Here is a 26,059-nt window from a genome sequence, read left to right as displayed (position 1 = left end):
TCATCATCATGGAGCTCCTTGCATGAGCGATTTCAACACCCTCGAATTGATCACCGACACCCGTGGCTTTGCCACGCTGTGGCTCAGTCGTGAAGCCAAGAACAACGCGTTCAACGCCGAGATGATCCGCGAACTGATCATCGCCCTCGACCAGGTGCAGGGCGATCCTTCCTTGCGCTTTCTGGTGCTGCGCGGGCGCGGCAAGCATTTCAGCGCCGGTGCCGACCTGGCCTGGATGCAGCAGTCGGCCGAGCTGGATTACCACACCAACCTGGACGACGCCCGCGAACTGGCCGAGCTGATGTACAACCTGGCCAAACTGAAAATCCCGACACTGGCGGTGGTGCAAGGCGCGGCCTACGGTGGCGCGCTGGGCCTGATCAGTTGCTGCGACATGGCGATTGGCGCCGATGATGCGCAATTCTGCCTGTCGGAAGTACGCATTGGCCTGGCGCCAGCGGTAATCAGTCCATTTGTGGTGCAGGCCATCGGCGAACGCGCGGCCCGTCGCTATGCCCTGACGGCGGAGCGTTTTGGCGGCCAGCGAGCACGCGACATCGGCCTGCTGGCGGAAAGTTATCCGGCCGAGGCACTGGATCAACAGGTGGATCAATGGGTCGCCAACCTCTTGCAAAACAGCCCGGCGGCCATGCGCGCGAGTAAGGATTTGCTACGCGAAGTGGGTAACGGCGCGCTCACTCCATCGCTGCGGCGCTATTGCGAGAATGCCATCGCCCGCATTCGCGTCAGCGCCGAAGGCCAGGAAGGCTTGCGCGCGTTCCTGCAAAAACGTGCGCCTAGCTGGCAATCCCAGGAGCCGCGCTCATGACCAAACTGACCACCGTGCTGGTGGCTAACCGTGGCGAGATCGCCTGCCGCGTGATGCGCACCGCCAAGGCAATGGGGCTGACCACCGTCGCGGTGCACAGCGCCACCGACCGCGATGCCCGGCATAGCCGCGAGGCCGATATCCGCGTCGACCTGGGTGGCAGCAAAGCCACAGACAGTTACCTGCAAATCGACAAATTGATCGCCGCCGCCCAGGCCAGCGGCGCCCAGGCGATTCATCCGGGCTACGGCTTCCTGTCGGAAAACGCCGGTTTTGCACGCGCCATCGAGGCAGCCGGGCTGATCTTCCTCGGCCCGCCCGCCTCGGCAATCGATGCCATGGGCAGCAAATCCGCTGCCAAGTCACTGATGGAAACCGCAGGCGTGCCGCTGGTGCCGGGTTACCACGGCGAGGCACAGGACCTGGAAACCTTCCGCGACGCCTGCGCGCGCATCGGCTACCCGGTGCTGCTAAAGGCCACGGCCGGCGGCGGTGGCAAAGGCATGAAGGTGGTCGAGGACGTGAGTCAGTTGGCTGAAGCCCTGGCTTCTGCCCAGCGTGAGGCGCTGTCGTCGTTTGGCAATGGGCAGATGCTGGTGGAGAAGTACCTGCTCAAGCCGCGCCACGTCGAGATCCAGGTGTTTGCCGATCAGCATGGGCATTGCCTGTACCTTAATGAGCGCGATTGTTCGATCCAGCGTCGGCATCAAAAGGTCGTCGAGGAAGCGCCCGCGCCGGGTTTGAGTGTGGCGCAGCGCAAGGCCATGGGCGAAGCGGCGGTGCGCGCAGCCCAGGCGATCGGGTATGTGGGCGCGGGCACCGTGGAGTTCTTGCTGGATGCCCGTGGCGAGTTTTTCTTTATGGAGATGAACACGCGACTGCAGGTGGAGCATCCGGTAACAGAAGCGATTACAGGCCTCGACCTGGTGGCCTGGCAGATTCGTGTGGCCCAGGGCGAGAAGCTGCCGATCACCCAAGAGCAGGTGCCGCTGATTGGCCATGCAATCGAGGTGCGCCTGTATGCCGAAGACCCGGCGAATGATTTCCTGCCCGCCACCGGGCACCTGACGCTGTACCGCGAATCGGCAGCCGGCCCTGGGCGGCGCGTGGACAGCGGTGTCGAACAAGGCGACAGCGTCTCGCCCTTCTACGACCCAATGCTCGGCAAGCTGATTGCCTGGGGCGAGGACCGTGAACAGGCGCGGCTGCGGTTGCTGAGCATGCTCGATGAATTTGCCGTCGGCGGGATCAAGACCAACCTGGGCTTTCTGCGGCGCATCATCGGCCATCCGGCATTTGCGGCAGCTGAACTGGATACCGGGTTTATTCCGCGTTATCAGGACGAACTGCTGCCGTTGGCCGGAGAATTGAGCGACGAATTCTGGCAGGCGGCAGGTTCCGCATTCATGCAGAGCTTGCCAATAGGTCACGGACCTTGGGCAGATACGCGCGGTTTTCGCGCCGGCCTGCCCGCTGAGGTGTCGCTGCACTTGTGTTGCAACGGCCAGGATCGGCTGGTGACGTTGTCAAGGGATGCGCCGCAATTGCGCGGCGAACAGCTGGTGATCGAGCAACAAGGCGTGCGCCGCTCTCTGCTGGCGGTACGCAGCGACGGTACGCTGTTCCTGCGCTGGAACGGTGAGATGCTCGCCGTCAGCCTGTTCGACCCGATTGCGGCGGTCGAGGCCAACCAGTCCCATCAAGGTGGCCTCACGGCCCCTATGAATGGCAGCATCGTACGGGTACTGGTGGACGTCGGGCAAACCGTTGAAGCCGGTACGCAACTGGTGGTGCTGGAGGCCATGAAGATGGAGCACAGCATCCGTGCGCCTCAGGCCGGGGTGGTCAAGGCGCTGTTTTGCCAGGAAGGCGAAATGGTTGCAGAAGGTTGCGCGCTGGTGGAACTCGAAACGGCGGACTAAAACTTCGCCGTGGCCTGCACGACGACGCCAAGGATTCGGCAATCGTCGGTGAACAGCACCTTGGGGTAGGTTGGGTTGAGCGGCACCAGGTAAAGCTGGCCGCTTTCTTCCTGCAATTGCCGAAAGGTGGCCTGGGTGCTGTCGGACCATTGGGCGACGACCAACTTGCCGGGTTCGGCATTGATGGCCGGGTCTACCAGGATCAGCGTGCCTGCGCCGATGCTCAGGCCGCTGGGGGCCGTCATCGCGTCTCCAGTGACGGGTAGCCAGAACGCATCGCCCCGTGCGTGGTAGTCCGTCAGTTCAAACCGGGCGGCGCCGTAGGCCGGGCGCTCTTCACGTACTTCACACACGCCTTTCCAGTCGCTGACCGGGTAGCGAAAATACGGGTTGTAGTGTGTGTGCGCAGTTGGTTCCGCGTCGGTCTTTTCGCGAATCTCCAGCGTCACTTCCAGGTACCCGAGCCCCAACTCTTCCAGCACCCGGTTCATGTCCGCCAGGCTCGGCACACGGCGCTTGTTGAGCCAATGGCCGACACCGCCCTGGGACATGCCCAAGCGTTCGGCCAGTTCATCCTGCGTGACCCTGGGGTCTTTCATGTTGGCTCTGACCAACGCAATCCATTTATCCATGGGGCCTGACAATACGTTGCGTATTTTACAGGGCAATAAACAGTTTGTAGTAATCCATAAAACGACATAAATACGATACGTACTATTATCGGTCATCAGGTTTTCGACACCCATCCAGAGTACCGACCTTCATGATGACAAGCCCGTATCCCCTGCCCGCCACACCTGAAATCAACGAACTGCTCGACATGCGCAGCAGCGGCGCCGCCCAGCGCGCACTCGACTATTACTTGAAAGAAGATATGTCCGCAGCGCCGCCGAACGACGCGTTGTTCAGCATCAAACCCGGCATCAGCCAGGAGGAAGCGCTGGTGCACGCCTCGGAACTGTTGCGCAGCGCAGCCGCCACGGCCTACGAGTCGGCAAGCAACCATCAAGGCAATCAGCGCGACCTGGCATTTTCAGTGGTGTATTTGATCGATATGGCGAAAGCGATGGTGGAGCGGTCGTTGCGAGTGTCGCAGACTCAGGCAAACGGATGACGCGCGCAGGAAAAATATTTCTATCTCATGGATAAAAACATTTGACTTGCAAATGATAATGATTATTATTGGACCCAGCTGATCGCGAGATCAGTCGATAGACCAAGGGACCTTAGGTCGGACTCTTGGAATATCTCCTCATCAGGCTAATCACGGTTTTTGACCCGGCTCTTTGGCCGGGTCTTTTTTTTGCCAGTTTCCCTGGCATGGCTTCAGGCTAATGAAGACTGTGTGTTGCTTGATGGCGCGCATGGTAGCAAAAGACCATCGCCAAAAGAAAGCCAGTCGAATGCTCTAGCCCCGATCTTTGCGAGATAGCGCTTGAGAATCAATCTCATAGACTCTAAGCTGCTGCTGCGTCAGGGATGACGCCCCCCTCCCCTCGCAACAATTTTGCGTCAAGATCTTGCGCAACCTCTGTGTAATATAGCCGCCACAAACTCATATTCAGGCAACCAGACTATGACCGTGGCCTTGACCTCCATCAAGATCAGCACCGACTTCGACAGTGGCAATATCCAGGTCCTGGATGCCAGTGATGCCCATCAGTTGCTGCTGGCAATCAACCCCGATACCCGCAGCCAACATTTCCAATGGTTTCACTTCAAGGCCGAAGGCATGCACGTGGGCCACACCCACACCTTCCGCCTGAGCAACGCTAGCCAATCCTCCTATAAGCACGCGTGGAGCGGCTACAACGCCGTGGCGTCCTACGACCATACCAACTGGTTCCGCGTACCCACGCGTTTTGACGGCGAAACCTTGCACATCAGCCTGGAGACCCGCGAAAAACAGGCGTGGTTCGCCTACTTCGAACCTTACAGCCGTGAGCGCCACGACTGGCTGATCGACCAGGCGCTGAACCAAGCCGGCACTAAACTGCTGGCCACCGGCAAAAGTGTCGAAGGCCGCGATATCCAATTGCTGCGCCGTGGCAAAGGTGGTGCAGGCCGACGCAAGGTCTGGATCATCGCCCAGCAGCACCCCGGCGAACACATGGCCGAATGGTTTATGGAAGGCATCATCGAGCGCCTCCAGCAGGACGGTGACACCGAGCTGAAAAAACTGCTGGCCGTCGCCGACCTGTACCTGGTACCAAACATGAACCCGGACGGTGCCTTCCACGGCCACCTACGCACCAATGCCATGGGCCAGGACCTCAATCGCGCCTGGCAGAGCGCCAGCCAGGAAGTTAGCCCCGAAGTGCTGTTCGTCCAGCAGCAAATGGAAAAGTACGGCGTCGACCTGTTCCTCGATATACACGGCGACGAAGAAATCCCCTACATCTTCACCGCCGGCTGTGAAGGCAACCCGGGCTACACCCCGCGAATCGAAGCCCTGGAAAAACGCTTCCGCAGCCATTTGAGCGCCCTGACCCGCGACTTCCAGACCACCCACGGCTACACCCGTGACCTGCCAGGCCAGGCCAATATGACCCTGGCCTGCAATTCAGTGGGCGAGAAGTACGACTGCCTGTCGCTGACCCTCGAAATGCCGTTCAAGGACAATGACGACGCCCCTAACCCGCAAACCGGTTGGTCAGGTAAACGTTCGATGCAACTGGGCAAGGACGTATTAAGCACGGTGGCCGATATCGTCAGCACCCTACGCTGAATAATGTGGCGAGCGAGCTTGCTCGCGTTGGGCCGCGAAGCGGCCCAATTACAGGCACGGCCCTATTACCTGATACACCGAGCAGGCAGGTTTTGGGGCTGCTGCGCAACCCAACGCGAGCAAGCTCGTTCGCCACAGGTATCGACCAACGGCTCAGGTCAGTCCTTGCCGCCCGTCATGCTCTGCAACACCCCATCACGCCGAATCAACCCATGGAACAACGCCGCCGCCAGGTGCAACAACACCGTCAGGAACAACAAGTAGGCGAGATAACCATGGGCCTTGCGCAACACCGCAAACAACGGTGCATTGGCCGCCACCAGCGACGGTAGTTGAATCGAGCTGCTGAGCATCACCGGGTCGCCCGCCGCCGAAATCATCGCCCAGCCCAGCAGCGGCAACACCAGCATCAACCCATACAGCAACAGATGAGAGGCCTTGGCTGCCAGCACTTGCCACAACGGTAAATCGGCGGGCAACGGTGGCTGGCGCGTGGAAAAACGTACGACCAGCCGCACAATCACCAACGCCAGAATCGCGATGCCCAGCGGCTTGTGCAGGTGAATCAGCCACTCGTGCCGCTCCGAAACCGACGCCGCCAGGCCAGCGCCGATAAACAGCATGGCGATGATCATCAGTGCCATCAACCAATGCAGCAGACGCGCCATGGGCGCAAAAAACCGTGGTGAACCGTTCATGGCTTCGACTCCTGAGGGGCGCTGTGCAGCGGGCTGACCTCACCGGCGCGGCGCAGGTACGAACTGGCGTACGCCGCCGAACGGGCGGCCAGCAACGGGTCATTCGACGCTTCGATGCCGCTCGGCAAAATCAGCGGGTCGAAGTTGATATCGCGGCAATCGCCATCGGCCTGTGGCTGGCTGCTTTGCAACACGAGGGTGCCCACGTTGATCACCTTGTGCGAGCCAGTCCAGGCCTTGCTGGCGTCGTCCACCGGGTCGCCGGAGTTGGCCAGGGTCATGTTCAACTGCCAGCGCAGCGGCCCTGAAGCCAGGCGTTGCACCAGGTCTTTTTCCAGGAAGTCATTGCCTGCCGGCGCGCTATCCCCCGGCGCATCCTGGCTTTGCGGTACTACGCCCCAACGCACGGCCTGGCGCTGACCGTCGGCGCTCACCAGGTAAAATGCATTGATGCCGTTATAGGTCTCGGTTGCGTAGCTGGCCGAGGGCTTGGCGGTTTTGACCCATGCCAGAAACGGCGCCGTCTCCGGATGCGAGGCAAAAAACGCTGGCATATTCGCCGGGTTCGGCTTGCCGGTCGCCGGGTCGGGCGCGCCCGCCTTGAGCATCTGGTAGAACGCCTCGGGCGTGCCCACCGGGAACACCGGCATGCTGTTCATCCCGGTGCGCCACTGCTGGCCGTTGGCCTGGCTGAATTGCAGGGCAAAACTGCGCAGCGGCACACTGCTGTCCGGCGCATAGGGGTTGCCGCTGGGCAAGGCAAAGCGACCGATCACTGGGGTCTTGGCCTCGCTGAACACTTGGGCTGAGGAATACGCACGCGCCTCGGCACTGCTCTCGAAATAACCCGCAACGCACACGCCCTTGGCATGGTTACGCCGCAAGCCCGGGTGCACGCCGTTATTGGTTTCCAGGGCATTGACCAAGGTCTTGGGCCGCAGTCGTTGTGGGTCGAGGGTGCCGTTGACGTAGGCAAACGCCCCCGCAACAACAGCAACCACGGCACCGATGCCGACGAGTCGCGCGATCAGGCTCGCAGTGCTCAACGGAGGACGGGGCGGTGATGAGTGATCTACCATGAAGGAACTCCAGGGCCAAAGGCCTTAGGGGTGAAACATAAGGTCGGAGCATTGAGACGAACGCCGATCCGCTCTATTCCCAGGCCTTTGGTTTATTTTTCGCAGCCTGGAATAATCTTCAACGCCGGACGTCTCTCTAGTCCCAGCGTAGTGACCCGCCAGAATCCCATGCATGAACTCGATGAGCAGTTACGTGAAATCATCCCCAGGCTGCGGCGTTTTGCCGTGTCCCTGACCCGTAACGCCAGCAGCGCCGATGACCTGGTGCAGTCGACGCTGGAACGAGCGATCATCAGCTGGGCCGACAAACGCGTCGAAGGCGACCTGCGCGCCTGGCTGTTCTCGATCCTCTACCGGCAGTTCCTCGATGCCCACCGCAGCTCCCGTCGCTACGCGCGCATGCTCGAATTTTTTACCGGGCGCGATGATGCGCAGCCGTCGGTAGAACGTACCGTGATCGCCCAGTCGACCCTGCAAGCCTTCGATCAACTCAACACCGAACAACGCGCGCTGCTGCTGTGGGTGTCGGTCGAAGGCTTGAGCTACAAGGCGGTCGCCGAGATCCTCGACGTGCCCATTGGCACCGTGATGTCGCGCCTGTCCCGTGCACGCCAAGCCTTGCGCCAACTTAGCGATGGCGAAATCACCAGCCCTTCCATGCGGATACTCAAATGATCAGCCTGCCCCCCAGCGAACGCGATTTGCATGCCTACATCGACCACCAACTGCTGGAGAGTGATCGTCGCGTGCTTGAAACCTGGTTGGCCGCCCACCCTGACGTGGCGGCCCAGGTCCACGCCTGGCAGCAGGATGCACAGTTGTTGCGCGCGTCGTTGAGTGGCGCCCTGCAACAACCGGCCAACCCGGACCTGGACCCAGCCCTGATTCGCCAGCGCCTCAAGCGCCAGTCGCGGCGCCACCTGGCCACGGCGGCGCTGCTGTTGATCGCCGTCAGCGTCGGCGGCCTGGGCGGCTGGCAGGCCCGTGAAGCCACCGAGTATGCGGCGATACAGCCCATGACCGACGCCATGCAGGCCTACCGTCTGTTTGCCCAGGACGGCATCATGCCCGCGGACTACAGCGTCCAGGGCAACGGCACGATGCAAGCCTGGCTCGACCGCTACTTCAACCAGGCCCATCGCCTGCCCGACATGAGCCAATCGGGCTTCCAACCGGTCAGTGGTCGCCTGCTCACCACCGATCAAGGTGCGGCGGCCATGGTGGTGTATGAGGACTCGCAAGGTCGCAAGATCAGCTTCTACATTCGCCCACCGGGACCGCAAAACAACTTCCTGCCCCGTGGCAGCCGCACCGCCGACGGGCTGCAGGCCGAGTACTGGTCCGGGGCCGGCTACAACTATGCGATGGTCAGCCCGGTGGGCCAGCCGACCACGCAGATGTTGAAGTTCTAGAACCCAACGTCGAGCAGCCCGTTACTGGTATAGGTCCCGGCGTTGCAGGGGGCGCCAGGTTTTCCAGATACACCAGGCCATCCCAAACCAGCGCCGCCTGCTGACCGCTTGGGTAATGTCTACACCCCATGCCTTTTCGAGATATCTGGCGGCGCCCTTCTCGATTGGTCAAAACGTGGTCGGGCCTCTAAAGTAAGCGACCACCGCACTACAGAGTGACTCGCATTGGCCGTGCTTTCCCTGATCCGACGCCTGTTCGGTAAACCCCCCGGCACCCGCGTCGACGCCTCCATCCCGATGTTCTTTCAGCACAAGGCCGAGCAGCGGGGCTATACCCTCAGCACAGGCCAGGCGCAGGCGATTGCCGCTATGGCGCGCGAAACCGCACATCTGCTGGCCGACGAACCCACTCGCAGCCTGTACCTGCACGGCCCGGTGGGGCGCGGCAAAAGCTGGCTGCTTGATGGGTTTTTCCAGGCGTTGCCGATTGCCGAGAAGCAGCGTGTGCATTTCCATGATTTTTTCGCCCGCCTGCATCGGGGCATGTTCGAGCACCGTGAGCATGACGACGCCTTGGCCGTCACCCTTGATGAGCTGCTGGCGGGCTGCCGCGTGCTGTGTTTCGACGAGTTCCACGTCCACGATATTGGCGATGCCATGCTGATCAATCGGCTGTTCAGGGCATTGTTTGCTCGGGGCGTGCTGGTGCTGGTGACGTCCAACTACCCGCCTGAAGGACTCTTGCCCAACCCGCTGTACCACGAGCGCTTCAAGCCAGTGATCGACCTGATCGCCGCGCGCATGGAGGTGCTGGAAGTCAGCTCGCCCCAGGACTTTCGCAGCCTGCCCCAGGCCCATGCCGAACAGCGCTTTACGGCTGGGCAGTACGTGTGGCCAGGCACGGCGGCGCAACGCGCAGCCCTCGGGCTGCCTGCCGCAGATTGCCCGGCGCAAGCCCTGAGCGTCGGCACCCGGCAGTTGACATGCCGTCACTGTGAGGCGCGTCGCATCGCCTTCACGTTCAATGATCTGTGCGAACAGCTCACGGCGGTGATGGATTACCTGCTGCTGTGCGAGGACTTCGACCACTGGATCATCGATGGGCTGCCGCACCTGGCGGATTGCCCGATTGCGGTGCAACAACGCTTCATCAACCTGGTGGACGTGCTCTACGACCGGGACAAACACCTGGTCCTGGTCGGCGAACAGCCCCTGGCCGAATCCCTGTCAGGCCAGGCCATCGACCTGGCCCGCACCGCCAGCCGGCTGAACCAATTGCAGGCAGTCAGCCCGCAACGCTTGCGCGACCCGGTATCATGAGCGCCTTTTACGCCCCCTTGCCGAGTGACCGCGCCGTTCATGAATACCCTCGCCCAACTCAAGGCTGGCCAATTGGCCGGCATCACGCGCCTGGACCTGTCCTGCGGGCTGACCGAATTCCCCCGGGAAATCTTCGAACTGGCCGACTCCCTCGAGATTCTCAACCTCAGCGGCAACGCCCTGCGCAGCCTGCCGGATGACCTGCATCGCTTGGCGCACCTGCGCGTGCTGTTCTGCTCGGACAACGCCTTCACCGAACTGCCCGAATGCCTGGGCCAGTGCGCCAAGCTGAGCATGATCGGCTTCAAGGCCAACCAGATCAGCCACGTCCCCGCTGCCGCGTTGCCGCCGCTGTTGCGCTGGCTGATCCTCACCGACAACTGCATCAGCCAGTTGCCCGACGCCTTGGGCGAGCGGCCGCTGCTGCAAAAACTGATGCTGGCCGGCAACCAGCTGGCGCACTTGCCGGAAAGCCTGGCCCAGTGCAAAAACCTGGAGCTGATCCGCATCGCCTCCAACCGCCTGACGCACCTGCCGCAATGGCTATTGGCGCTGCCAAGCCTGACCTGGCTGGCCTATGCCGGCAATCCCGTGGAAATGGCGGTGGACGTCGCGGCTGACGACGCCACGCCGGATATTCCCTGGGCGCAACTGGAACTGGCCGAGGTACTGGGCGAAGGCGCTTCCGGCGTTATTCGCAAGGCAGTGTGGAAGCCCTCGGCGAAGGCCGTCGCGGTCAAACTGTATAAAGGCACGATTACCAGCGACGGCTCGCCGTTGCACGAAATGCAAGCCTGCATCGCCGCCGGGCTGCACCCCAACCTGATCAAAGTGGAAGGCCGCGTGGTAGGCCACCCCGACGACCAGGCCGCACTGGTGATGGACCTGATCGCCCCGAGCTACCGCAACCTCGCAGGCCTGCCGAGCCTGGCGTCCTGCTCCCGTGACGTCTATCACCCCGCCACCCGCTTCAGCGCTGAGGTGGCCCTGCGCATGGCACGCGGCATCGCCTCGGTGGCCGCACACCTGCACCGGCACGGCATCACCCACGGCGACCTGTACGGCCACAATATTCTGTGGAATGCAGCGGGCGACTGTTTGCTCGGGGATTTCGGCGCGGCGTCGTTCCATGCCACGGCGGACACCTTGGAAACCAAGGCATTGCAGCGCATTGAAGTGCGGGCGTTCGGGGTATTGTTGGGGGAGTTGCTGGAGCGGGTTGACGGGGAGTTAAGCGAAGACAAGCGTCAGGCGCTGGAAGGGTTGCACGAACGTTGCTGCCAACCCGAAGTGCTCGCCCGACCAGGCTTCAGCGAAATAGAAGCCACGCTACAACCGCTGTAGGCGCCCGGTTTGGCGGCGATGGCGATCTCGAGGACGCCATCGTCGGCAAGCCGGCCCCCTACAAGGGGAGTTAGCCCGCCAGGAGGTGAATCAGCCCGCCAAACCGACGAACATATCCTGCACGTCGTCATGGTTGTCCAAACCTTCCAAAAAGGCTTCGACTTCCGCCATCTGCTCATCGCTCAAACCGCTGACCGGGTTCTTCGCGATATAACCCAGCTTGGCCGACAGCACGGTGAAGCCCTGCTCCGGCAAGGCTTTTTGCACGGCGTCCAGGTCGGTGGTTTCGGTGATGAACAGGGTGGTGCCTTCTTCTTCGCCGTCTTCAAAATCCTGGGCGCCCGCTTCAATGGCAGCCATTTCCGGATCAGCGTCCGGGGTTTCCGGCGAGGCTTCGATCAGGCCGACGTGGTTGAAGTCCCAGGCCACGGAGCCGGAAGCGCCGAGTTGGCCCTTGCGGAACGCCACACGGATTTCCGCCACAGTGCGGTTGATATTGTCGGTAACGCACTCGACGATCAACGGCACCTGATGCGGTGCAAACCCTTCGTAGGTCACGCGGTGGTACTGCACGGTTTCACCGAGCAGACCGGCACCTTTCTTGATCGCGCGATCCAGGGTTTCCTTGGGCATCGAGGCCTTTTTGGCCTGCTCCACCACCAGACGCAGGTGAGCGTTGGTCGCGGTGTCGGCGCCGTTGCGGGCGGCGATGGTGATTTCTTTCACCAGCTTGCCGAATATCTTGCCCTTGGCATTGGATGCCGCTTCTTTATGTTTGACTTTCCACTGTGCGCCCATGACTCACTCTCTATTCGTCCATCGCGCCGAGACGTCTACTGGCCGGCGCATTGGGGGCAGAGTTTATAGCGCAAAAAGGCGCTGATCCACCAAAAACCGGCCAATCCCCTCAAGTACGCATGGGTTTAATCGTCACACCGCGGTTTGGCACAAAATCACCCTCTTGGGCTACGGCGCTCCAAGTGGAAGGCCGCGAAGCCACGCGTGAAGCGGTGGTGGCAACGTTTATGGACATCGTGCGCGACGGCCCTCAGCCCGGCGCCAGCTCGAAGAAAGCCTGAATCAAACGCAGTGACCGGCGCCGCTCCATGCAACCGAGCAGATGCCGGTTCACCAGCCCGTCGCCCTGGATCGGAACCGCCTGCACCCTTGGGTCCTGGCTGACCTCCATCGACGACACCACGCCGACGCCCAACTCAGCCGCGACCGCTTCGGTCACCGCTTCACGGCTGTCCAGTTCCAGCAGCACCTTGGGCTGCACACCCACTGCGAGGCACGCGTCATCGAAGGTGCGGCGGGTGATGGAACTGGGCTCGCGCAGCACCATGATCACCTCGTTCAGTTCCTCCAGACGGATGCCCTTGGGCTTCGCGGCCCACGGATGCCCGGCCGGCACCAGCGCGCAAATGCGCGACTCGCCCAAGGCTTGCAGATGCAGCCCATTACGCGGCTCAACCTCGGTGAGCACCGCCACGTCCGCGTGCTCGGACAACAGCGCCGCCAGAGTCTCCTGAGCGTTGCCCAACCGCAGGTTCACGGTGATGCCGGGGTAACGCGCGCGCAGGCTGGCGATCATCGGCATGACCAGGTGCGGGCCATCCGCCGCCACTTCCAGACGCCCGGTGAGCAACTGCCGATTGGCTTCCAGCATCGTCTGCGCCTCGTCCACCAGGCCGAAGATTGCCCGGGTGATCGCCGCGAGGCGCGCGCCCTCTTCGGTCAACTCCACCCGCCGTGCGGTGCGGCGCAGCAGCGGGATTTGGTAGTGCTCTTCCAGGGCCTTGATATGCCCGGTCACCGCCGGCTGGCTGATGAACAGCCGCGCGGCTGCACGGGTAAAGCTGCCCTCACGGGCCACGGCATCGAATGCGCGCAGTTGGAATAGATTCATTGCTATCGGCCTCACTGATAGCTCGCATAACAACAAACAATTTGATTGATAACAAGCCAAACTGCAATTTAAGCGCCGTAGCTTCAACCCCCGATGCCTTGCGAGGACTTGAGATGACCACTGCCGCGCCGATCCTGCTGACCCCTGGCCCCCTCACCACCTCTGCCCGCACCCGTCAGGCAATGATGGTGGATTGGGGTTCATGGGATGACCGTTTCAACCAACTCACTGCCAGCGTTTGCGAGCAATTGCTGGCAATCCTCAACGGCACCGACAGCCACCATTGCGTGCCGTTGCAAGGCAGCGGCACGTTCGCTGTCGAGGCCGCCATCGGCACCTTGGTACCACGCGACGGCAAGGTGCTGGTGCTGATCAACGGCGCCTACGGCAAGCGCCTGGCGAAGATCTGCGAAGTCATCGGCCGCGAGTTCAGCACTTTTGAAACCGCCGAAGACGAACCCACCACCGCCGCCGACGTCGACCGCCTGCTGCACGCCGACCACGCCATCACCCATGTCGCGTTGATCCACTGCGAAACCAGCACCGGCATTCTCAACCCGCTGCAGGAGATCGCCCAAGTGGTCAAACGCCATGGCAAGCGGCTGATCATCGATGCCATGAGCTCCTTCGGCGCGCTGCCGATCGACGCCCGTGAAGTGCCGTTCGACGCCCTGATCGCCGCGTCGGGCAAGTGCCTCGAAGGCGTGCCGGGCATGGGGTTTGTCTTCGCGGAAAAACACGCGCTGGCCGCCGCCCAAGGTAATTGCCATTCCCTGGCGATGGACCTGTTCGACCAGCACAGCTATATGGCCAAGACCGGCCAATGGCGCTTCACACCGCCCACCCACGTGGTCGCTGCACTGCACGAAGCGCTGCTGCAATACCACGAAGAAGGCGGCCTGCCCGCACGCCATCAACGCTATGCCAACAACTGCCAGGCACTGCTCCACGGCATGGCCGAACTGGGCTTGCGCAGCTTTCTGCCGGCGGCGATCCAGGCCCCTATCATCGTCACCTTCCACGCCCCGAAAGACCCGCGCTACCCATTCAAGGAGTTCTACGAACGGGTCAAGGCCAAGGGTTTCATTCTGTATCCCGGCAAATTGACCCAGGTGGAGACGTTTCGCGTGGGCTGCATCGGGCACGTCAATGCGGCCGACATGCGAGCGGCCGTGGCAGCGATCGCGCAGGCGCTGCAAGAGATGGGTAGGAGCGAGCTTGCTCGCGAAGGACGTTAACGATAACGCGGGGTACCTGGTTTACAGCAGCGCCCTCTGGTTTTTCGCGATCGTGGACTAGGCGTCCCCCTCGCTACAACTTCCATTACCCACAGGATCTGAACCATGAACTATCAAAACCCCAACACCCTCCAGGCCGTCATCCTCGACTGGGCCGGCACCGTGGTCGACTTCGGCTCGTTTGCGCCCACGCAGATCTTTGTCGAGGCCTTCGCCGAGTTCGACGTGCAAGTCTCCATCGAAGAAGCCCGTGGACCGATGGGCATGGGCAAGTGGGACCATATCCGCACCCTCTGCAATCAACCGCAAGTCGCCGAGCGCTACCGCAAGGCTTTCGGCCGCACGCCGACCGATGCGGACGTGACCGCCATCTACCAGCGCTTCATGCCCCTGCAAATCGAGAAAATCGCCGAGCACTCGGCACTGATCCCTGGCGCCCTCGAGACCATTGCCCAACTGCGTGAACAAGGCATCAAGATCGGCTCCTGCTCCGGCTACCCCAAGCAGGTGATGGACAAGGTCGTCGCGCTGGCCGCCACCAACGGCTACGTCGCCGACCATGTGGTCGCCACCGACGAAGTGCCCAACGGCCGCCCATGGCCGGCCCAGGCCCTGGCCAACGTGATCGCGCTGGGTATTGACGATGTAGCAGCGTGCGTGAAGGTCGACGACACCGTACCGGGCATCCTCGAAGGCCGCCGCGCAGGCATGTGGACCGTGGCCCTGACCTGCTCCGGCAACGCGCTTGGCCTGACCTACGAACAGTTCCGTGCCCTAGACAGCGCCACTCTGGGCCGCGAGCGCAAGCGTATCGAGGCGATGTTCGACAGTTCGCGCCCGCACTACCTGATCGACACCCTTACCGACCTGCCAGCGGTCATCGCCGACATCAACCAGCGCCTGGTGCGTGGTGAAATGCCGCAAGGCAACTGATCGAGGTCAACATAAGGGCATCGTGCCGGGCAAACCCCGCAAAACAGGCTTACAGTAAAAGGACTTCGTCGCCAAAGAACGGAGGTTTGCCCTGATGAGTGAGGAACCGAGCGATGCCGTGGAAAAATTCCGATTCACGTTACAGCACTATGTCGATTGCATTGCACTGGTTGATGCTGGTGCTGCTAGCGGTGGTTTACGCCTGTATTGAGTTTCGCGGGATCTTCCCCAAAGGCAGTGGCGGGCGCACGTTGATCGTGGAAATGCACTTCATGTTCGGCCTCACCGTGTTTGTGCTGGTGTGGCTGCGCCTGTTCGCTCGCTCGCTGGGGGTGGCGCCTAAAATTGTACCGGCGCCGCCGCAATGGCAGTCCTTGCTGGCGACCCTGATGCATGTGGCGCTGTACGTGTTCATGATCGGCATGCCGATTGCCGGCTGGCTGATTGTCAGTACCCAAGGGCATTCCGTGATGTTCTACGGGATCGAGTTGCCGCCCTTGATCGGCGAAAACAAGGACCTGTCCAAACAGATCAAGGAGTGGCATGAGTTGGGGGGCACGATTGGCTATTGGTTGATCGGCCTGCATGCCGTCGCCGGTCTATACCACCACTACTTTATGCGCGATAACACCGTGTTGCGCATGATGCCCAAGCGCTAGGTCGCAAACCCTCGGCGGCCTTGCAGGCCGCCGGTGTGCACGAAGATCAGGCGAGTGCCGGGTGCAAATCGCCCGGCTTCAACCTGCTGCTTCAACGCCAGCAGCGCCTTGCCGGTGTAGAGCGGCTCCAGCAGCACGCTGCTGGCCTGTTCAGTTGCCTCGATAAATTCGAGCAGTAACGGGTCAACCCTGGCGAAGCCACCCCGGCTTGCGTCCAGCAGTTCATAACCGTCCTGCACCAGCGCGCGCACGTTCTGCGCTACGCCGTGATCATCCGGCACGGCCGTCGCGCCGTACACCGGATGTGCGCCAGCCTCGGCCAGCGCCAACCCGGCCAGCGTGGTGCCAGTCCCCGCCGCCAGCCACCATGCATCGTAATCGGCCCAGCCCACGCTGCTCAGTTGCGCCCGCGCTTGTTCGACCAAGACCCCACACCCCAATGCACCAGCAATTCCACCGCCGCCCTCGGGCACTGGGTACAAATGCGGATATTGCTCGCGCCAGGGTAACCAAAAACCCACGTCATGCCGCGCGCGATAACCACCGTAGCCCAGCCAATGCAGTTGCATGCCGAAGGCTTTCAGGTCGAGAACGGTGGGGGTGTCTTGGGGATGGCCACGCAGCAGGCCAACGGTAGGGAAACCAAAGCGTTTCCCGGCCGCCGCCAGCGCGTGCAGATGGTTGGAGTGCGCCCCACCGAGGCTGATGATCCCGCTGGCACCGGCTGCTTGTGCGAGGGCCAGATGCTCGGTGAGCTTGAACCACTTGTTGCCGCTGATCAGCGGGTCGATGCGGTCCAGGCGCAGCACGGCCAACTCGACCCCGTTCAGCCAATCGAGCTGTAAGGATTCAAGCGGTGCGTGGGGAAGCCAGTCGAAAGGACCCATCAGGAAGCGATATCTACATGAAAAACGGGGCGGTAGTCTAACACCGCCCCGCTTGCCGCCTTACAGCTCGGCCGCGAGGCGCGAGCCCTGGTTGATGGCGCGCTTGGCGTCCAGCTCGGCCGCCACATCGGCGCCGCCGATCAGGTGCACGTTCTGGCCCGCCGCGACCAGGCCGTCCTGCAATTCGCGCAACGGGTCCTGGCCGGCGCAGATGACAATGTTGTCCACCGCCAGCACCTGGGGCTCGCCCTCGGCGCCGATGCGGATATGCAGGCCTTCATCGTCGATCTTCAGGTACTCAACGCTGTTAAGCATTTGCACCTGCTTGTTCTTCAACCCGGTACGGTGGATCCAGCCCGTGGTCTTGCCCAGGCCGTCGCCCACCTTGGAAGCCTTGCGCTGCAGCAGGAATACGTCGCGTGCTGGCGCATGGGGTTGCGCCTTGATGCCCGCCACGCCGCCACGCGCTTGCAGCTGGGTGTCGATGCCCCACTCTTTCCAGAACGCTTCGCGGTCGAGGCTCGTGGACACGCCCTGGTGCACGAGGAACTCCGACACGTCGAAACCGATACCGCCAGCACCGATCACCGCCACGCGCTTGCCCACCGGCTTGCGCTCGAGGATCACGTCCAGGTAGCTCAGCACCTTGGCGTTCTCGACACCCGGGATCGCCGGGGTACGCGGCGCAATGCCGGTGGCCAGGATGATCTCGTCATAACCGCCCGCCACCAGTTGCGCGACATCGACACGGGTGTTCAGGCACAGCTCGACGTGGGTGGTCTGCAATTTACGCTTGAAGTAGCGCAGGGTTTCGAAAAACTCTTCCTTGCCCGGCACACGCTTGGCGATATTGAACTGGCCGCCGATCTCGCTGGCGGAATCGAACAACGTCACTTGATGGCCGCGTTCGGCGGCCACCGTGGCAGCGGCCAGGCCCGCAGGACCGGCACCCACCACGGCGATTTTCTTGATCTGCTTGACCGGCAAATAATTGAGCTCGGTTTCATAACACGCGCGCGGGTTGACCAGGCAGGTGGTCAACTTGCCGCCAAAGGTGTGGTCCAGGCAGGCCTGGTTGCAGCCGATGCAGGTGTTGATTTCATCGGCGCGGCCAGCGGCGGCCTTGTTGACGAACTCCGGGTCAGCCAGGAACGGCCGCGCCATCGACACCATGTCGGCGTCACCTTCGGCGAGGATTTGCTCGGCAATCTCGGGGGTATTGATACGGTTGGTGGTGATCAGCGGGATCTGCACCGAACCGCGCAATTTGGCGGTGACTTTGCTGAACGCGCCACGCGGCACCTTGGTCGCAATGGTCGGGATACGTGCTTCATGCCAGCCGATCCCGGTGTTGATAATGGTCGCACCGGCCTGCTCGATCGCCTTGGCCAACTGCACGATTTCTTCCCAGGTGCTGCCGCCTTCCACCAGGTCGAGCATCGACAGGCGGAAGATAATGATGAAATTCAGGCCCACGGCTTCGCGCACGCGGCGCACGATTTCCACTGCGAGGCGCATGCGATTTTCGTAGCTACCGCCCCAACGGTCGGTGCGGTGGTTGGTGTGGGCGGCGAGGAACTGGTTAATGAAGTAGCCTTCGGAACCCATGATCTCGACGCCGTCGTACTCGGCAACCTGGGCCAGCAGCGAGCAGGTGACGAAATCCTGGATCTGCTTTTCGATGCCCTCTTCATCCAGCTCCTTGGGCTTGAACGGGTTGATCGGCGCCTGGATGGCACTCGGCGCAACCTGCTTGGGGCTGTAGGCATAACGGCCCGCGTGGAGGATCTGCATGCAGATCTTGCCGCCCGCCTCGTGCACGGCTTGCGTGACGATCTTGTGCTTCTGCGCTTCTTCGTCGGTGGTCAGCTTGGCCGCGCCGGCATACACCCCGCCCTCGTCATTCGGACCAATGCCGCCGGTGACCATCAGGCCGACGCCACCACGGGCGCGCTCGGCGAAATAGGCGGCCATGCGCTCGAAGCCGCCGGGCTTTTCTTCCAGGCCAGTGTGCATCGAGCCCATCAGGGTACGGTTGCGCAAGGTGGTAAAACCCAGGTCCAACGGGGCCAGCAGGTGCGGGTAGGCAGCAGCGGTCATGGTACAGCTCCACAACGGATCATCACGGGACGTGGAAGGCTCGAATGGCCTGCCATCGGTTTATGTCCCACAGACTAAGAGGCGATCGACTACCGCTCAATGACCGAAACTGACAAGTTATTGATCCAAATGCACAGCGCCCCTTGGCAAGCCGGCCCATGGGCCCTACCCTAGTCGGCGAACCCAACACCCGGTCCGTTGTCTGTTTTCCCATGCGTAAACTTCTAGCTTTAACCGTCACCATGGCCCTGGTTGCCGCCGTCGCCGCGTATCTGGTCTGGACCCAGGAGCGCCCTGTGGCGCATTACCTGTCCGACCTGCGCATCACCCTGGCCGTCAACGAGGGCCAGCCGGCTGATCGCGGCAACCTGCTGGGCATCCAGCCGGAACTGTTCCCCGCCGATTACCAGAGCCTGGAACGCCTGCACCTCAAGCTCGCCGCGTACCTGCAAAAGGCCCGCGAGCAGGGCCTGATCAACGACAAGACCATCGTCGTGTTGCCGGAACACATCGGCACCTGGCTGATGCTGCTTGGCGAGAAAAACGAGCTGTACCAGGCACCCCATCTCAAGGAAGCGATGAATTGGCTGTCGCTCAGTAACCCACTGCAGTTTGCGAAAGCCTGGGTCAGCGCTACCGGCGAAAACCGCATGGACGACGCCTACCTGCGCATGAAGGCCCCAGCCATGGCACGCGACTATCAGGTGCTGTTCGGCGGCCTGGCCAAAGAGTTTGGCGTCACGTTGGTGGCCGGTTCCATCGCCCTGCCCAACCCGAGTGTCAGCCAAAGCCAACTGCAGGTCGGCCATGGCGCGCTGTACAACGCCAGCCTGGTGTTTGCTGCCGACGGCTTGCCCATCGGCCAGCCGCAGCGCCAGCTCTACCCGATCTACGACGAGCGCGGTTTTATCGAACCCGGTGATGAAAACATCGTCAGCGTGGTCGACACCCCGGCCGGGCGCCTGGGCGTCCTGATCGGCAGCGACAGCTGGTACCCGGACAACTACCGCAAACTCAACGAGCAAGGCGCCCAGCTGATCGCGGTGCCGGCCTTTGTGATCGGTCGCGATACCTGGGAACGCCCATGGCGCGGGTTTAAAAGTGTGTCGACCCCGACGGAAATCAGCCTCAAGCCCGAAGAACTCAGCGAGGGCGAAGCCTGGCGCCGCCTCACCTTGATCAGCCAACAGCCCATCAGCCACGCCACGGCGGGCATGAGCGTGTTTCTGCGCGGGCAATTCTGGGACCTGGGCAGCGCCGGTCAAAGCTTTCTCAGCAGCAATGGCCAAGTGTTTGCCGACGGCGATGCCCGTGGCGCCCGCCTGCTGAATATCTGGCTGTAACGCCGTGAAGCCGGTGCGCCTTGGGGATCTGTCGGTAGGCTTCGTGCATACCCTGGCTGACGCGATCCACAGCCACGGCCTGGACCCACAACCGCTGCTGCTGCAATACGGCCTCGACCCGGCGCGCCTCGCCGAAGCCGGCGCACGCTTGTCGATCCCGCGTTATATGCGCCTGGGCCATGCGGCTATCCAGCTCACCGGCGACCCGGGCCTGGGCCTGCGCATGGGCCAACTCAGCCGCTTGAGCCAGGCGGGGCTGGCCGGCGTAACTGCCGCCCAGGCGCCTAACGTGCGCGAGGCGGCGCGCGCACTCACCCGCTTCGAAGCGCTGTACGGCTCCAACTATCGCGGGCAATCGAGCTTTCATGAAGACGCCGAAGGCGCCTGGCTGCGTTTCTATTCCATCAGTCCCTACAACGCCTACAACCGCTTTGTGGTGGACTCGATCATCGCGGGCTGGCTGCACCAACTGTCTAGCCTGGCCCAGCAAACGGTGCAGGCACAGCGGGTTGAAATCGAATTTGACGCACCGGATTACAGCGAGCAGTACAGCCTGTTGGGCGACAGCCCGGTGCACTTCGGCGCCGAGGCCAATCAACTGCGCCTGAGCCAACCCACCCTGGCCCTGCGCAATCCGCAGCATTGCCCGAGTACCTGGCAATTGTTATTGCAGCTGTGTGAACGGGAATTGGAGCAGTTGACCCGCACCCGCAGCCTGCGCGAGCGCATTACCCGGTTGCTTGGGCCGATGCTCAATGGCGGCCGGGAACCCGACCTGGAAGAAGTGGCGGCACGCTTGAAGCTGCCTACCTGGACCCTGCGCCGCAAACTCGCCGAAGAAGGCACCCAATTCCGGGCGATTCTCAACGACACACGCCGCGACCTGGCCATGACCTACATTCGCGATACGGAACTGGCGTTCGGCGAGATCGCCTACTTGCTCGGTTTTGCCTCAGCCCAAGCCTTTCAACGGGCGTTCAGGCGATGGAATAACCAGACCCCAGGGGAATTTCGCCGCAGTCAGCGGCATTCCGCCTGAAGTCGGTCTTACAGCTCTGTTGCATCGTCGGCCGGGTCCAGCGGGTCCCATTCAAAGGCCTGGTACTCCAGCAGTTCTTCCTGGTAATCGTCCATGGTTGACTCCCTCTTGAGTTAAAAGCGGCTGCAAATAAATGACCTGCACAGCCAGCCTAAAGTGCCGTGATGACGAAAAAAAGTCGGCGTCATGACGTTCCTGCACTTGCAGATTAAACGTAGCAGCGTTGTGTAGATTTAGCGCGACGATCTGAGGCGCTATTGCAATAATTGCAATTGCAATTACATATCTATTTCCCTTAGGGTATGGGCATTCGTCGCCAAGGGACTCGAATGATGATTGCCACTACCGCGCACTCCGCACAGCTCTGCATCGATGCGTTGAACACCGTCAGGCACTCGGGCAGCTCTCCGCTGGACACCATCATGACCATGGCCAATACCTTGGAGTTCAGCGGGCAGGCCTGGGTTATTCGAGCCCAGTCAAGGTCCCGCCGCCCGGACGGCTGGCCCGCCTGGTTCGCACGAAATACTAGGGAAAAGCCCCTGCTGTGCCTGCACCGTGCGGTGTCGTCGGCGCAGTTGAGTGCACTGTCGGATCAGACGATGCAAAGGGGCATCCTGTGCAACGACATCGAGAATCAGCCATCTCCCTGGCCCAAGGGCACACAGCCTTCCCTGCCGCTGTGGCTGGCATCCAACCCGCGCTGCACCCCGTACGACCCGGCCTCGGGTGACGAAGCCCGAGCAATTATGCTGGCGGCGTTGCGCACGCTGTATGTCGAAGACAAGCCTGGGTTCTATTACCTGGCGCTGCATCACCATGAAAGCACGGTGCCCTTGAATACGCAGGACCGCGAGGATGCACTCAACGGCATGTACCCGATAAGGTGCGATCACCTGGGGCAGGTGCGATTGCTCGGCGCGGGCCGGGTCTTGGAAGAGGTGGTGCAGGCTGCGCAATTACTTAAACAGGATTGGAATGTGACGGCGCAAGTGTGGAGCTGCCCCAGCTATACGCGCTTGGCCCGCGAGGCTGAGGCCGCTGAACGCTGGAATCGGCTCCATCCTTTAGCACCCCGACGCAGTTGCCACTTGCGCGATTGTCTGGCGGGAAACATGGCGCCGGTGATTGCCATCACCGGGTACCCGCAACCGATTGCCGATCAGTTAGCGGCCTATGTGGACGCGCAGTTTGTCGCGCTGGGGGCGGGCTCAGTGCAGCCGTCAGCGCCTAATCGCTATTGGATTGCGGTGTTGTCGCTGAAGGCTTTGGCAGATGAAGGACACATCGATGCACAGCAGGTGGAAAATGCCCTTCATCGCTATCACCTGACATGAATCACCCTTTGCGTCGCCCTCGCACCCGCACACCCGCGTCCATCGCGAGCCCTGCAGTGCGCTCCAATGCGTCGGCAAACGCACGACGCTGCTCGGGCTCGATATGCGACAGGAATAGTTCATCCACAGTGCTCTCGTAGATCTGCCACATCTTTTTTCGCAGAACCCGACCGGCATCCGTGATCGAGGCAAACGCCGCACGGCCATCGCCATCCGAGCGCGAACGCATGACCAGGCCATCCTTCTCCAGGCGGTCCACCAAGCGCGTCAGGTTGTAACGCTCGATTGCCAGCACATCCGCCAGTTCGTGCATGCGACGGGTGCCTTCAGGGCCGCTTTCAAGGCCCCACAGCGCGTCATACCAGGCGTAAGGCGGCAAGCCAGCTTCGGCCAGCCGGCGCTCGATTTCACGGATGACCGTCCTGTGGGCTCTGACAAAACGGAACCAGACATCAGGCTCATTCGACGACATGCAACACCATCCGGAGGATTTCAAGAAGGTTGCAATTGTAGCTCATCCCGCGCTAGATTCCGGCATATCGTTGCAATTGCAACTACATTGAAGCAGCTCCCAAAATGGGCATGCCGCTTGAAATCCGCCTATCCTGGAGCCTCACATGACCCCGAATAACGCAGTAAGACTGGACGACGATCCACAGGAAACGCGCGAATGGCTGGAGTCCATCGAATCGGTGCTGTCCGCCGAAGGCCGCCCGCGTGCCCATTACCTGATTGATCAGTTGCTGGATTTCGACGTAGCGCGCCATGGTGACTTCTACGGGCGGGTGACCACGCCCTACGTCAATACCATCCCGGTGGACCGCCAACTGCCCTACCCCGGCAACCTGGCGATCGAGCAGCGCACCAATGCGTTTATTCGCTGGAACGCCATGGCCATGGTGCTGCGTGCCGGTAAGCACTCCGGCGTCGGTGGGCATATTGCGACGTACGCATCGGCCGCCGTGCTGTACGACGTAGGCTTCGATCACTTTTTCCGTGGCCGTACCGACACCTTCGATGGCGACCTGGTGTATATCCAGGGTCACTCCTCCCCTGGCATCTACGGCCGTGCTTACCTCGAAGGCCGAATCAGCGAAGCGCAGTTGGACAACTTCCGTCGCGAGGCCGGTGGCGCGGGTTTGTCGTCCTACCCTCACCCGCGCCTGATGCCGGACTTCTGGCAATTCCCCACGGTGTCCATGGGGCTCGGACCGATCACTGCGGCCTACCAGGCGCGCTTTATGCGGTACTTGGAGTTCCGCAACCTCAAGCAGCACCAGGGCCGCAAAGTCTGGGCGTTTCTCGGTGATGGCGAAATGGATCAGCCGGAATCCCTGGCCGCCATCTCCTTAGCCGGGCGCGAAAAACTCGACAACCTGATCTTCGTGGTCAACTGCAATCTGCAACGCCTGGACGGTCCGGTGCGCGGCAATGCCAAGGTGATTCAGGAGTTCGAAAGCCTCTACCGCGCCGCCGGTTGGAACGTGATCAAGGTGATCTGGGGCAGTGGCTGGGATGTGCTGCTGGAGAAGGACAAGAGCGGCCTGCTGCGCCAACGCATGATGGAATGCGTGGACGGCGACTATCAGAACTACAAGTCGCAGAACGGCGCCTACGTACGCGAACACTTTTTCGGCAAATACCCGGAGTTGCTGGCGCTGGTCGCGGACATGTCCGACGACGACATCTGGAAACTCTCACGTGGCGGCCATGACCCCGACAAAGTCTACAACGCCTATGCCGCGGCCGTGCGCCACAGTAGCCAACCCACCGTGATCCTGGCGAAGACCGTCAAAGGTTTTGGTATGGGCGAAGCCGGCGAAGGGCAGAACATCAACCATCAGCTGAAAAAGATGGGCGCCGACGCCGTAAAAGCCTTTCGCGACCGATTCGGCCTTGAAGTAGCCGACGACCAGTTGGCAGAAATCCCTTACCTCAAACCTGCCGCCGACAGCGATGAGGCCCGCTACTTCAGTGCACGGCGCAAAGCGCTGGGCGGCTATGTGCCCGCGCGCCACACCGCCGTCGACGCGCTGCCGATCCCCGACCTGAGCGCTTTCGCCACCCAACTCAAAGACACCGGCGAGCGCGCGATCTCCACCACAATGGCCTTCGTGCGCATCCTCGGCACGCTGCTCAAGGACCCGCACCTGGGCAAGCTGATCGTACCCATCGTGCCGGATGAATCTCGCACCTTCGGCATGGAAAGCCTATTCCGTCAGATCGGCATCCACTCCGCTGTCGGCCAGCTCTACACCCCGCAGGACGCCGGACAACTGAGCTACTACAAAGAGAGCAAAGACGGACAGATCATGCAGGAAGGCCTGAATGAATCCGGCGCCATTTCTTCATGGATCGCGGCAAGTACGTCCTACAGCAACCACGGCCTGATGACCGTACCCTTCTACATTTTCTATTCAATGTTCGGCTTCCAGCGTGTCGGCGACCTGGCCTGGGCCGCCGGCGATGCGCGAGCACGCGGCTTCCTGCTGGGCGCCACGGCCGGGCGTACTACCTTGATGGGCGAAGGTTTGCAGCATGACGATGGCCACAGCCATATCCTGTCGTCGGTGATCCCGTGCTGCGTGTCCTACGACCCGACCTTTGCCTACGAGCTGGCGGTGATCATTCGCGAGGGCATGCGACGCATGTACGTCGAACAGGAGGACATTTACTACTACATAACCTTGCTCAACGAGAACTACCCACACCCAGCAATGCCCGAAGGCGTGGAGAGTGGGATTCTCAAGGGCATGTATCTGCTACGTGCCCACAAACAAGCTCAGGTGCAATTGATGGGCAGTGGTTCGATCCTGCGGGAAGTGATTGCCGCCGCCGAACTGCTCGACAAGGATTTCGCTGTGCAAAGCGATGTATGGAGTGTGACCAGCCTGACCGAGTTGCGCCGTGAGGGTCACGCGGTGGAGCGCTGGAACCTGCTGCATCCGCAGATCGAGCCTCGTACGAGTTACGTGGAGCAATGCCTGGACGGGAAAACAGGGCCTGTCGTGGTGGCCACCGATTACATGAAAATGTTTGCCGACCAGATCCGTCCATTTGTGTCAGCGGGACGGCGCTTTGTCGCGCTCGGCACGGATGGCTTCGGGCAATCGGATACCCGGGAAGCCCTGCGCGAGTTCTTCGAGGTTGACCGGCATTTCATCGTGCTGGCGGCGTTGAAGGCGCTGGCCGATGAGGGGGTGATTGGCCGCGATAAAGTCAGTGAGGCAATCAAGCGCTACGGGATCAATGTCGACAAGACCAATCCCGTAGCGGTCTGAC

Annotated in this window: 23 protein-coding genes; 15 read left to right on the top strand and 8 right to left on the bottom strand. The window is 61.7% G+C overall.

Features of this window, described 5'->3' with window-relative positions; all coding sequences use genetic code 11:
* Positions 1–22: 22 nt before the first annotated feature.
* Positions 23–829, top strand: coding sequence for a gamma-carboxygeranoyl-CoA hydratase (locus ACR52_RS14330; RefSeq protein ID WP_048725177.1), 807 nt, complete (start codon positions 23–25; stop codon positions 827–829).
* Entirely contained in the window at positions 826–2,751 is a 1,926-nt protein-coding gene (locus tag ACR52_RS14325; RefSeq protein WP_048725175.1) for an acetyl/propionyl/methylcrotonyl-CoA carboxylase subunit alpha, read from the top strand. The genes ACR52_RS14330 and ACR52_RS14325 overlap by 4 nt, the downstream gene beginning before the upstream one ends.
* Here ACR52_RS14325 and ACR52_RS14320 read toward each other — a convergent pair.
* The gene (locus ACR52_RS14320) at positions 2,748–3,383 is read right to left on the bottom strand and encodes a LexA family protein (protein WP_048725173.1); all 636 of its coding nucleotides are present in this window, start codon (positions 3,381–3,383) and stop codon (positions 2,748–2,750) included. The two genes, ACR52_RS14325 and ACR52_RS14320, sit on opposite strands and share 4 nt — an antisense overlap.
* Positions 3,384–3,514: 131 nt before the next feature.
* Here ACR52_RS14320 and ACR52_RS14315 point away from each other — a divergent pair, with 131 nt between their 5' ends.
* Positions 3,515–3,865 carry a DUF6124 family protein gene (locus ACR52_RS14315; RefSeq protein ID WP_048725170.1) on the top strand — a complete coding sequence of 117 codons (351 nt, stop codon included), beginning with the start codon at positions 3,515–3,517 and terminating at the stop codon, positions 3,863–3,865.
* A 462-nt stretch (positions 3,866–4,327) separates the two neighbouring features.
* Positions 4,328–5,479: a M14 family metallopeptidase gene (locus ACR52_RS14310; RefSeq protein ID WP_048725168.1), complete on the top strand. Its 1,152-nt coding sequence runs from the start codon at positions 4,328–4,330 to the stop codon at positions 5,477–5,479.
* Positions 5,480–5,637: 158 nt separating this feature from the next.
* Here the strand turns inward: ACR52_RS14310 and ACR52_RS14305 are convergent, their stop codons facing one another.
* Together ACR52_RS14305 and ACR52_RS14300 are read right to left on the bottom strand one after the other, a co-directional pair.
* Positions 5,638–6,177 (bottom strand): cytochrome b, encoded by a 540-nt coding sequence (locus tag ACR52_RS14305; protein ID WP_048725166.1) that lies wholly within the window; start codon positions 6,175–6,177, stop codon positions 5,638–5,640.
* Entirely contained in the window at positions 6,174–7,256 is a 1,083-nt protein-coding gene (locus tag ACR52_RS14300) for a catalase family peroxidase (RefSeq protein WP_048725164.1), read from the bottom strand. The genes ACR52_RS14305 and ACR52_RS14300 overlap by 4 nt, the downstream gene beginning before the upstream one ends.
* 168 nt (positions 7,257–7,424) lie before the next feature.
* Here ACR52_RS14300 and ACR52_RS14295 point away from each other — a divergent pair, with 168 nt between their 5' ends.
* The 4 genes from ACR52_RS14295 to ACR52_RS14280 all read left to right on the top strand — a co-directional run bounded on the left by ACR52_RS14295 (position 7,425) and on the right by ACR52_RS14280 (position 11,332).
* Entirely contained in the window at positions 7,425–7,931 is a 507-nt protein-coding gene (locus ACR52_RS14295; protein WP_048725163.1) for an RNA polymerase sigma factor, read from the top strand.
* Positions 7,928–8,668, top strand: coding sequence for an anti-sigma factor family protein (locus ACR52_RS14290; protein WP_048725161.1), 741 nt, complete (start codon positions 7,928–7,930; stop codon positions 8,666–8,668). The genes ACR52_RS14295 and ACR52_RS14290 overlap by 4 nt, the downstream gene beginning before the upstream one ends.
* Positions 8,669–8,893: 225 nt before the next feature.
* Positions 8,894–9,988: a cell division protein ZapE gene (gene zapE, locus ACR52_RS14285; RefSeq protein WP_048725159.1), complete on the top strand. Its 1,095-nt coding sequence runs from the start codon at positions 8,894–8,896 to the stop codon at positions 9,986–9,988.
* A 39-nt stretch (positions 9,989–10,027) separates the two neighbouring features.
* Positions 10,028–11,332 carry a leucine-rich repeat-containing protein kinase family protein gene (locus ACR52_RS14280; RefSeq protein ID WP_048725230.1) on the top strand — a complete coding sequence of 435 codons (1,305 nt, stop codon included), beginning with the start codon at positions 10,028–10,030 and terminating at the stop codon, positions 11,330–11,332.
* Between the two features lie 90 nt (positions 11,333–11,422).
* Here ACR52_RS14280 and ACR52_RS14275 read toward each other — a convergent pair whose 3' ends face one another.
* Together ACR52_RS14275 and ACR52_RS14270 are read right to left on the bottom strand one after the other, a co-directional pair.
* The gene (locus tag ACR52_RS14275) at positions 11,423–12,130 is read right to left on the bottom strand and encodes a YebC/PmpR family DNA-binding transcriptional regulator (RefSeq protein WP_048725156.1); all 708 of its coding nucleotides are present in this window, start codon (positions 12,128–12,130) and stop codon (positions 11,423–11,425) included.
* Between the two features lie 250 nt (positions 12,131–12,380).
* Positions 12,381–13,241 carry a LysR substrate-binding domain-containing protein gene (locus ACR52_RS14270; protein WP_048725154.1) on the bottom strand — a complete coding sequence of 287 codons (861 nt, stop codon included), beginning with the start codon at positions 13,239–13,241 and terminating at the stop codon, positions 12,381–12,383.
* 113 nt (positions 13,242–13,354) lie between these two features.
* Between ACR52_RS14270 and ACR52_RS14265 the strand changes: the two genes are divergently transcribed.
* The 3 genes from ACR52_RS14265 to ACR52_RS14255 all read left to right on the top strand — a co-directional run bounded on the left by ACR52_RS14265 (position 13,355) and on the right by ACR52_RS14255 (position 16,071).
* The gene (locus ACR52_RS14265; protein WP_048725153.1) at positions 13,355–14,479 is read left to right on the top strand and encodes a 2-aminoethylphosphonate--pyruvate transaminase; all 1,125 of its coding nucleotides are present in this window, start codon (positions 13,355–13,357) and stop codon (positions 14,477–14,479) included.
* A gap of 105 nt (positions 14,480–14,584) precedes the next feature.
* The gene (gene phnX, locus ACR52_RS14260; RefSeq protein ID WP_048725150.1) at positions 14,585–15,412 is read left to right on the top strand and encodes a phosphonoacetaldehyde hydrolase; all 828 of its coding nucleotides are present in this window, start codon (positions 14,585–14,587) and stop codon (positions 15,410–15,412) included.
* 113 nt (positions 15,413–15,525) lie between these two features.
* A complete protein-coding gene (locus tag ACR52_RS14255) occupies positions 15,526–16,071 on the top strand; it encodes a cytochrome b (protein ID WP_048725148.1) in 546 nt (181 codons plus the stop codon).
* Here the strand turns inward: ACR52_RS14255 and ACR52_RS14250 are convergent.
* Positions 16,068–16,958 (bottom strand): 1-aminocyclopropane-1-carboxylate deaminase/D-cysteine desulfhydrase, encoded by an 891-nt coding sequence (locus ACR52_RS14250; RefSeq protein WP_048725147.1) that lies wholly within the window; start codon positions 16,956–16,958, stop codon positions 16,068–16,070. The genes ACR52_RS14255 and ACR52_RS14250 overlap by 4 nt on opposite strands.
* 60 nt (positions 16,959–17,018) lie before the next feature.
* A complete protein-coding gene (locus ACR52_RS14245; RefSeq protein ID WP_048725146.1) occupies positions 17,019–19,058 on the bottom strand; it encodes an NADPH-dependent 2,4-dienoyl-CoA reductase in 2,040 nt (679 codons plus the stop codon).
* Positions 19,059–19,270: 212 nt separating this feature from the next.
* Here ACR52_RS14245 and ACR52_RS14240 point away from each other — a divergent pair, with 212 nt between their 5' ends.
* From ACR52_RS14240 to ACR52_RS14230, 3 genes are all read left to right on the top strand, one after another.
* Complete coding sequence (locus tag ACR52_RS14240) at positions 19,271–20,401, top strand: carbon-nitrogen hydrolase family protein (protein ID WP_048725144.1); 1,131 nt, start codon at positions 19,271–19,273, stop codon at positions 20,399–20,401.
* Between the two features lie 4 nt (positions 20,402–20,405).
* Complete coding sequence (locus ACR52_RS14235; protein WP_048725142.1) at positions 20,406–21,440, top strand: AraC family transcriptional regulator; 1,035 nt, start codon at positions 20,406–20,408, stop codon at positions 21,438–21,440.
* 332 nt (positions 21,441–21,772) lie between these two features.
* Complete coding sequence (locus ACR52_RS14230; protein WP_173439251.1) at positions 21,773–22,777, top strand: transketolase-like TK C-terminal-containing protein; 1,005 nt, start codon at positions 21,773–21,775, stop codon at positions 22,775–22,777.
* Position 22,778: 1 nt separating this feature from the next.
* On the opposite strand, the gene ACR52_RS14225 is transcribed toward ACR52_RS14230, so the two are convergent.
* Complete coding sequence (locus tag ACR52_RS14225) at positions 22,779–23,249, bottom strand: MarR family winged helix-turn-helix transcriptional regulator (RefSeq protein ID WP_048725139.1); 471 nt, start codon at positions 23,247–23,249, stop codon at positions 22,779–22,781.
* Between the two features lie 145 nt (positions 23,250–23,394).
* On the opposite strand from ACR52_RS14225, the gene aceE reads away from it, so the two are divergent.
* Positions 23,395–26,058, top strand: a complete 2,664-nt coding sequence (gene aceE, locus ACR52_RS14220) for a pyruvate dehydrogenase (acetyl-transferring), homodimeric type (RefSeq protein ID WP_048725137.1) — start codon at positions 23,395–23,397, stop codon at positions 26,056–26,058.
* The last annotated feature ends 1 nt before the right edge of the window (position 26,059 follow it).

The organism is Pseudomonas fildesensis (assembly GCF_001050345.1).
GTDB classification, from domain to species: domain Bacteria; phylum Pseudomonadota; class Gammaproteobacteria; order Pseudomonadales; family Pseudomonadaceae; genus Aquipseudomonas; species Aquipseudomonas fildesensis.
This window is presented reverse-complemented; position numbering and strand designations above follow the sequence as displayed.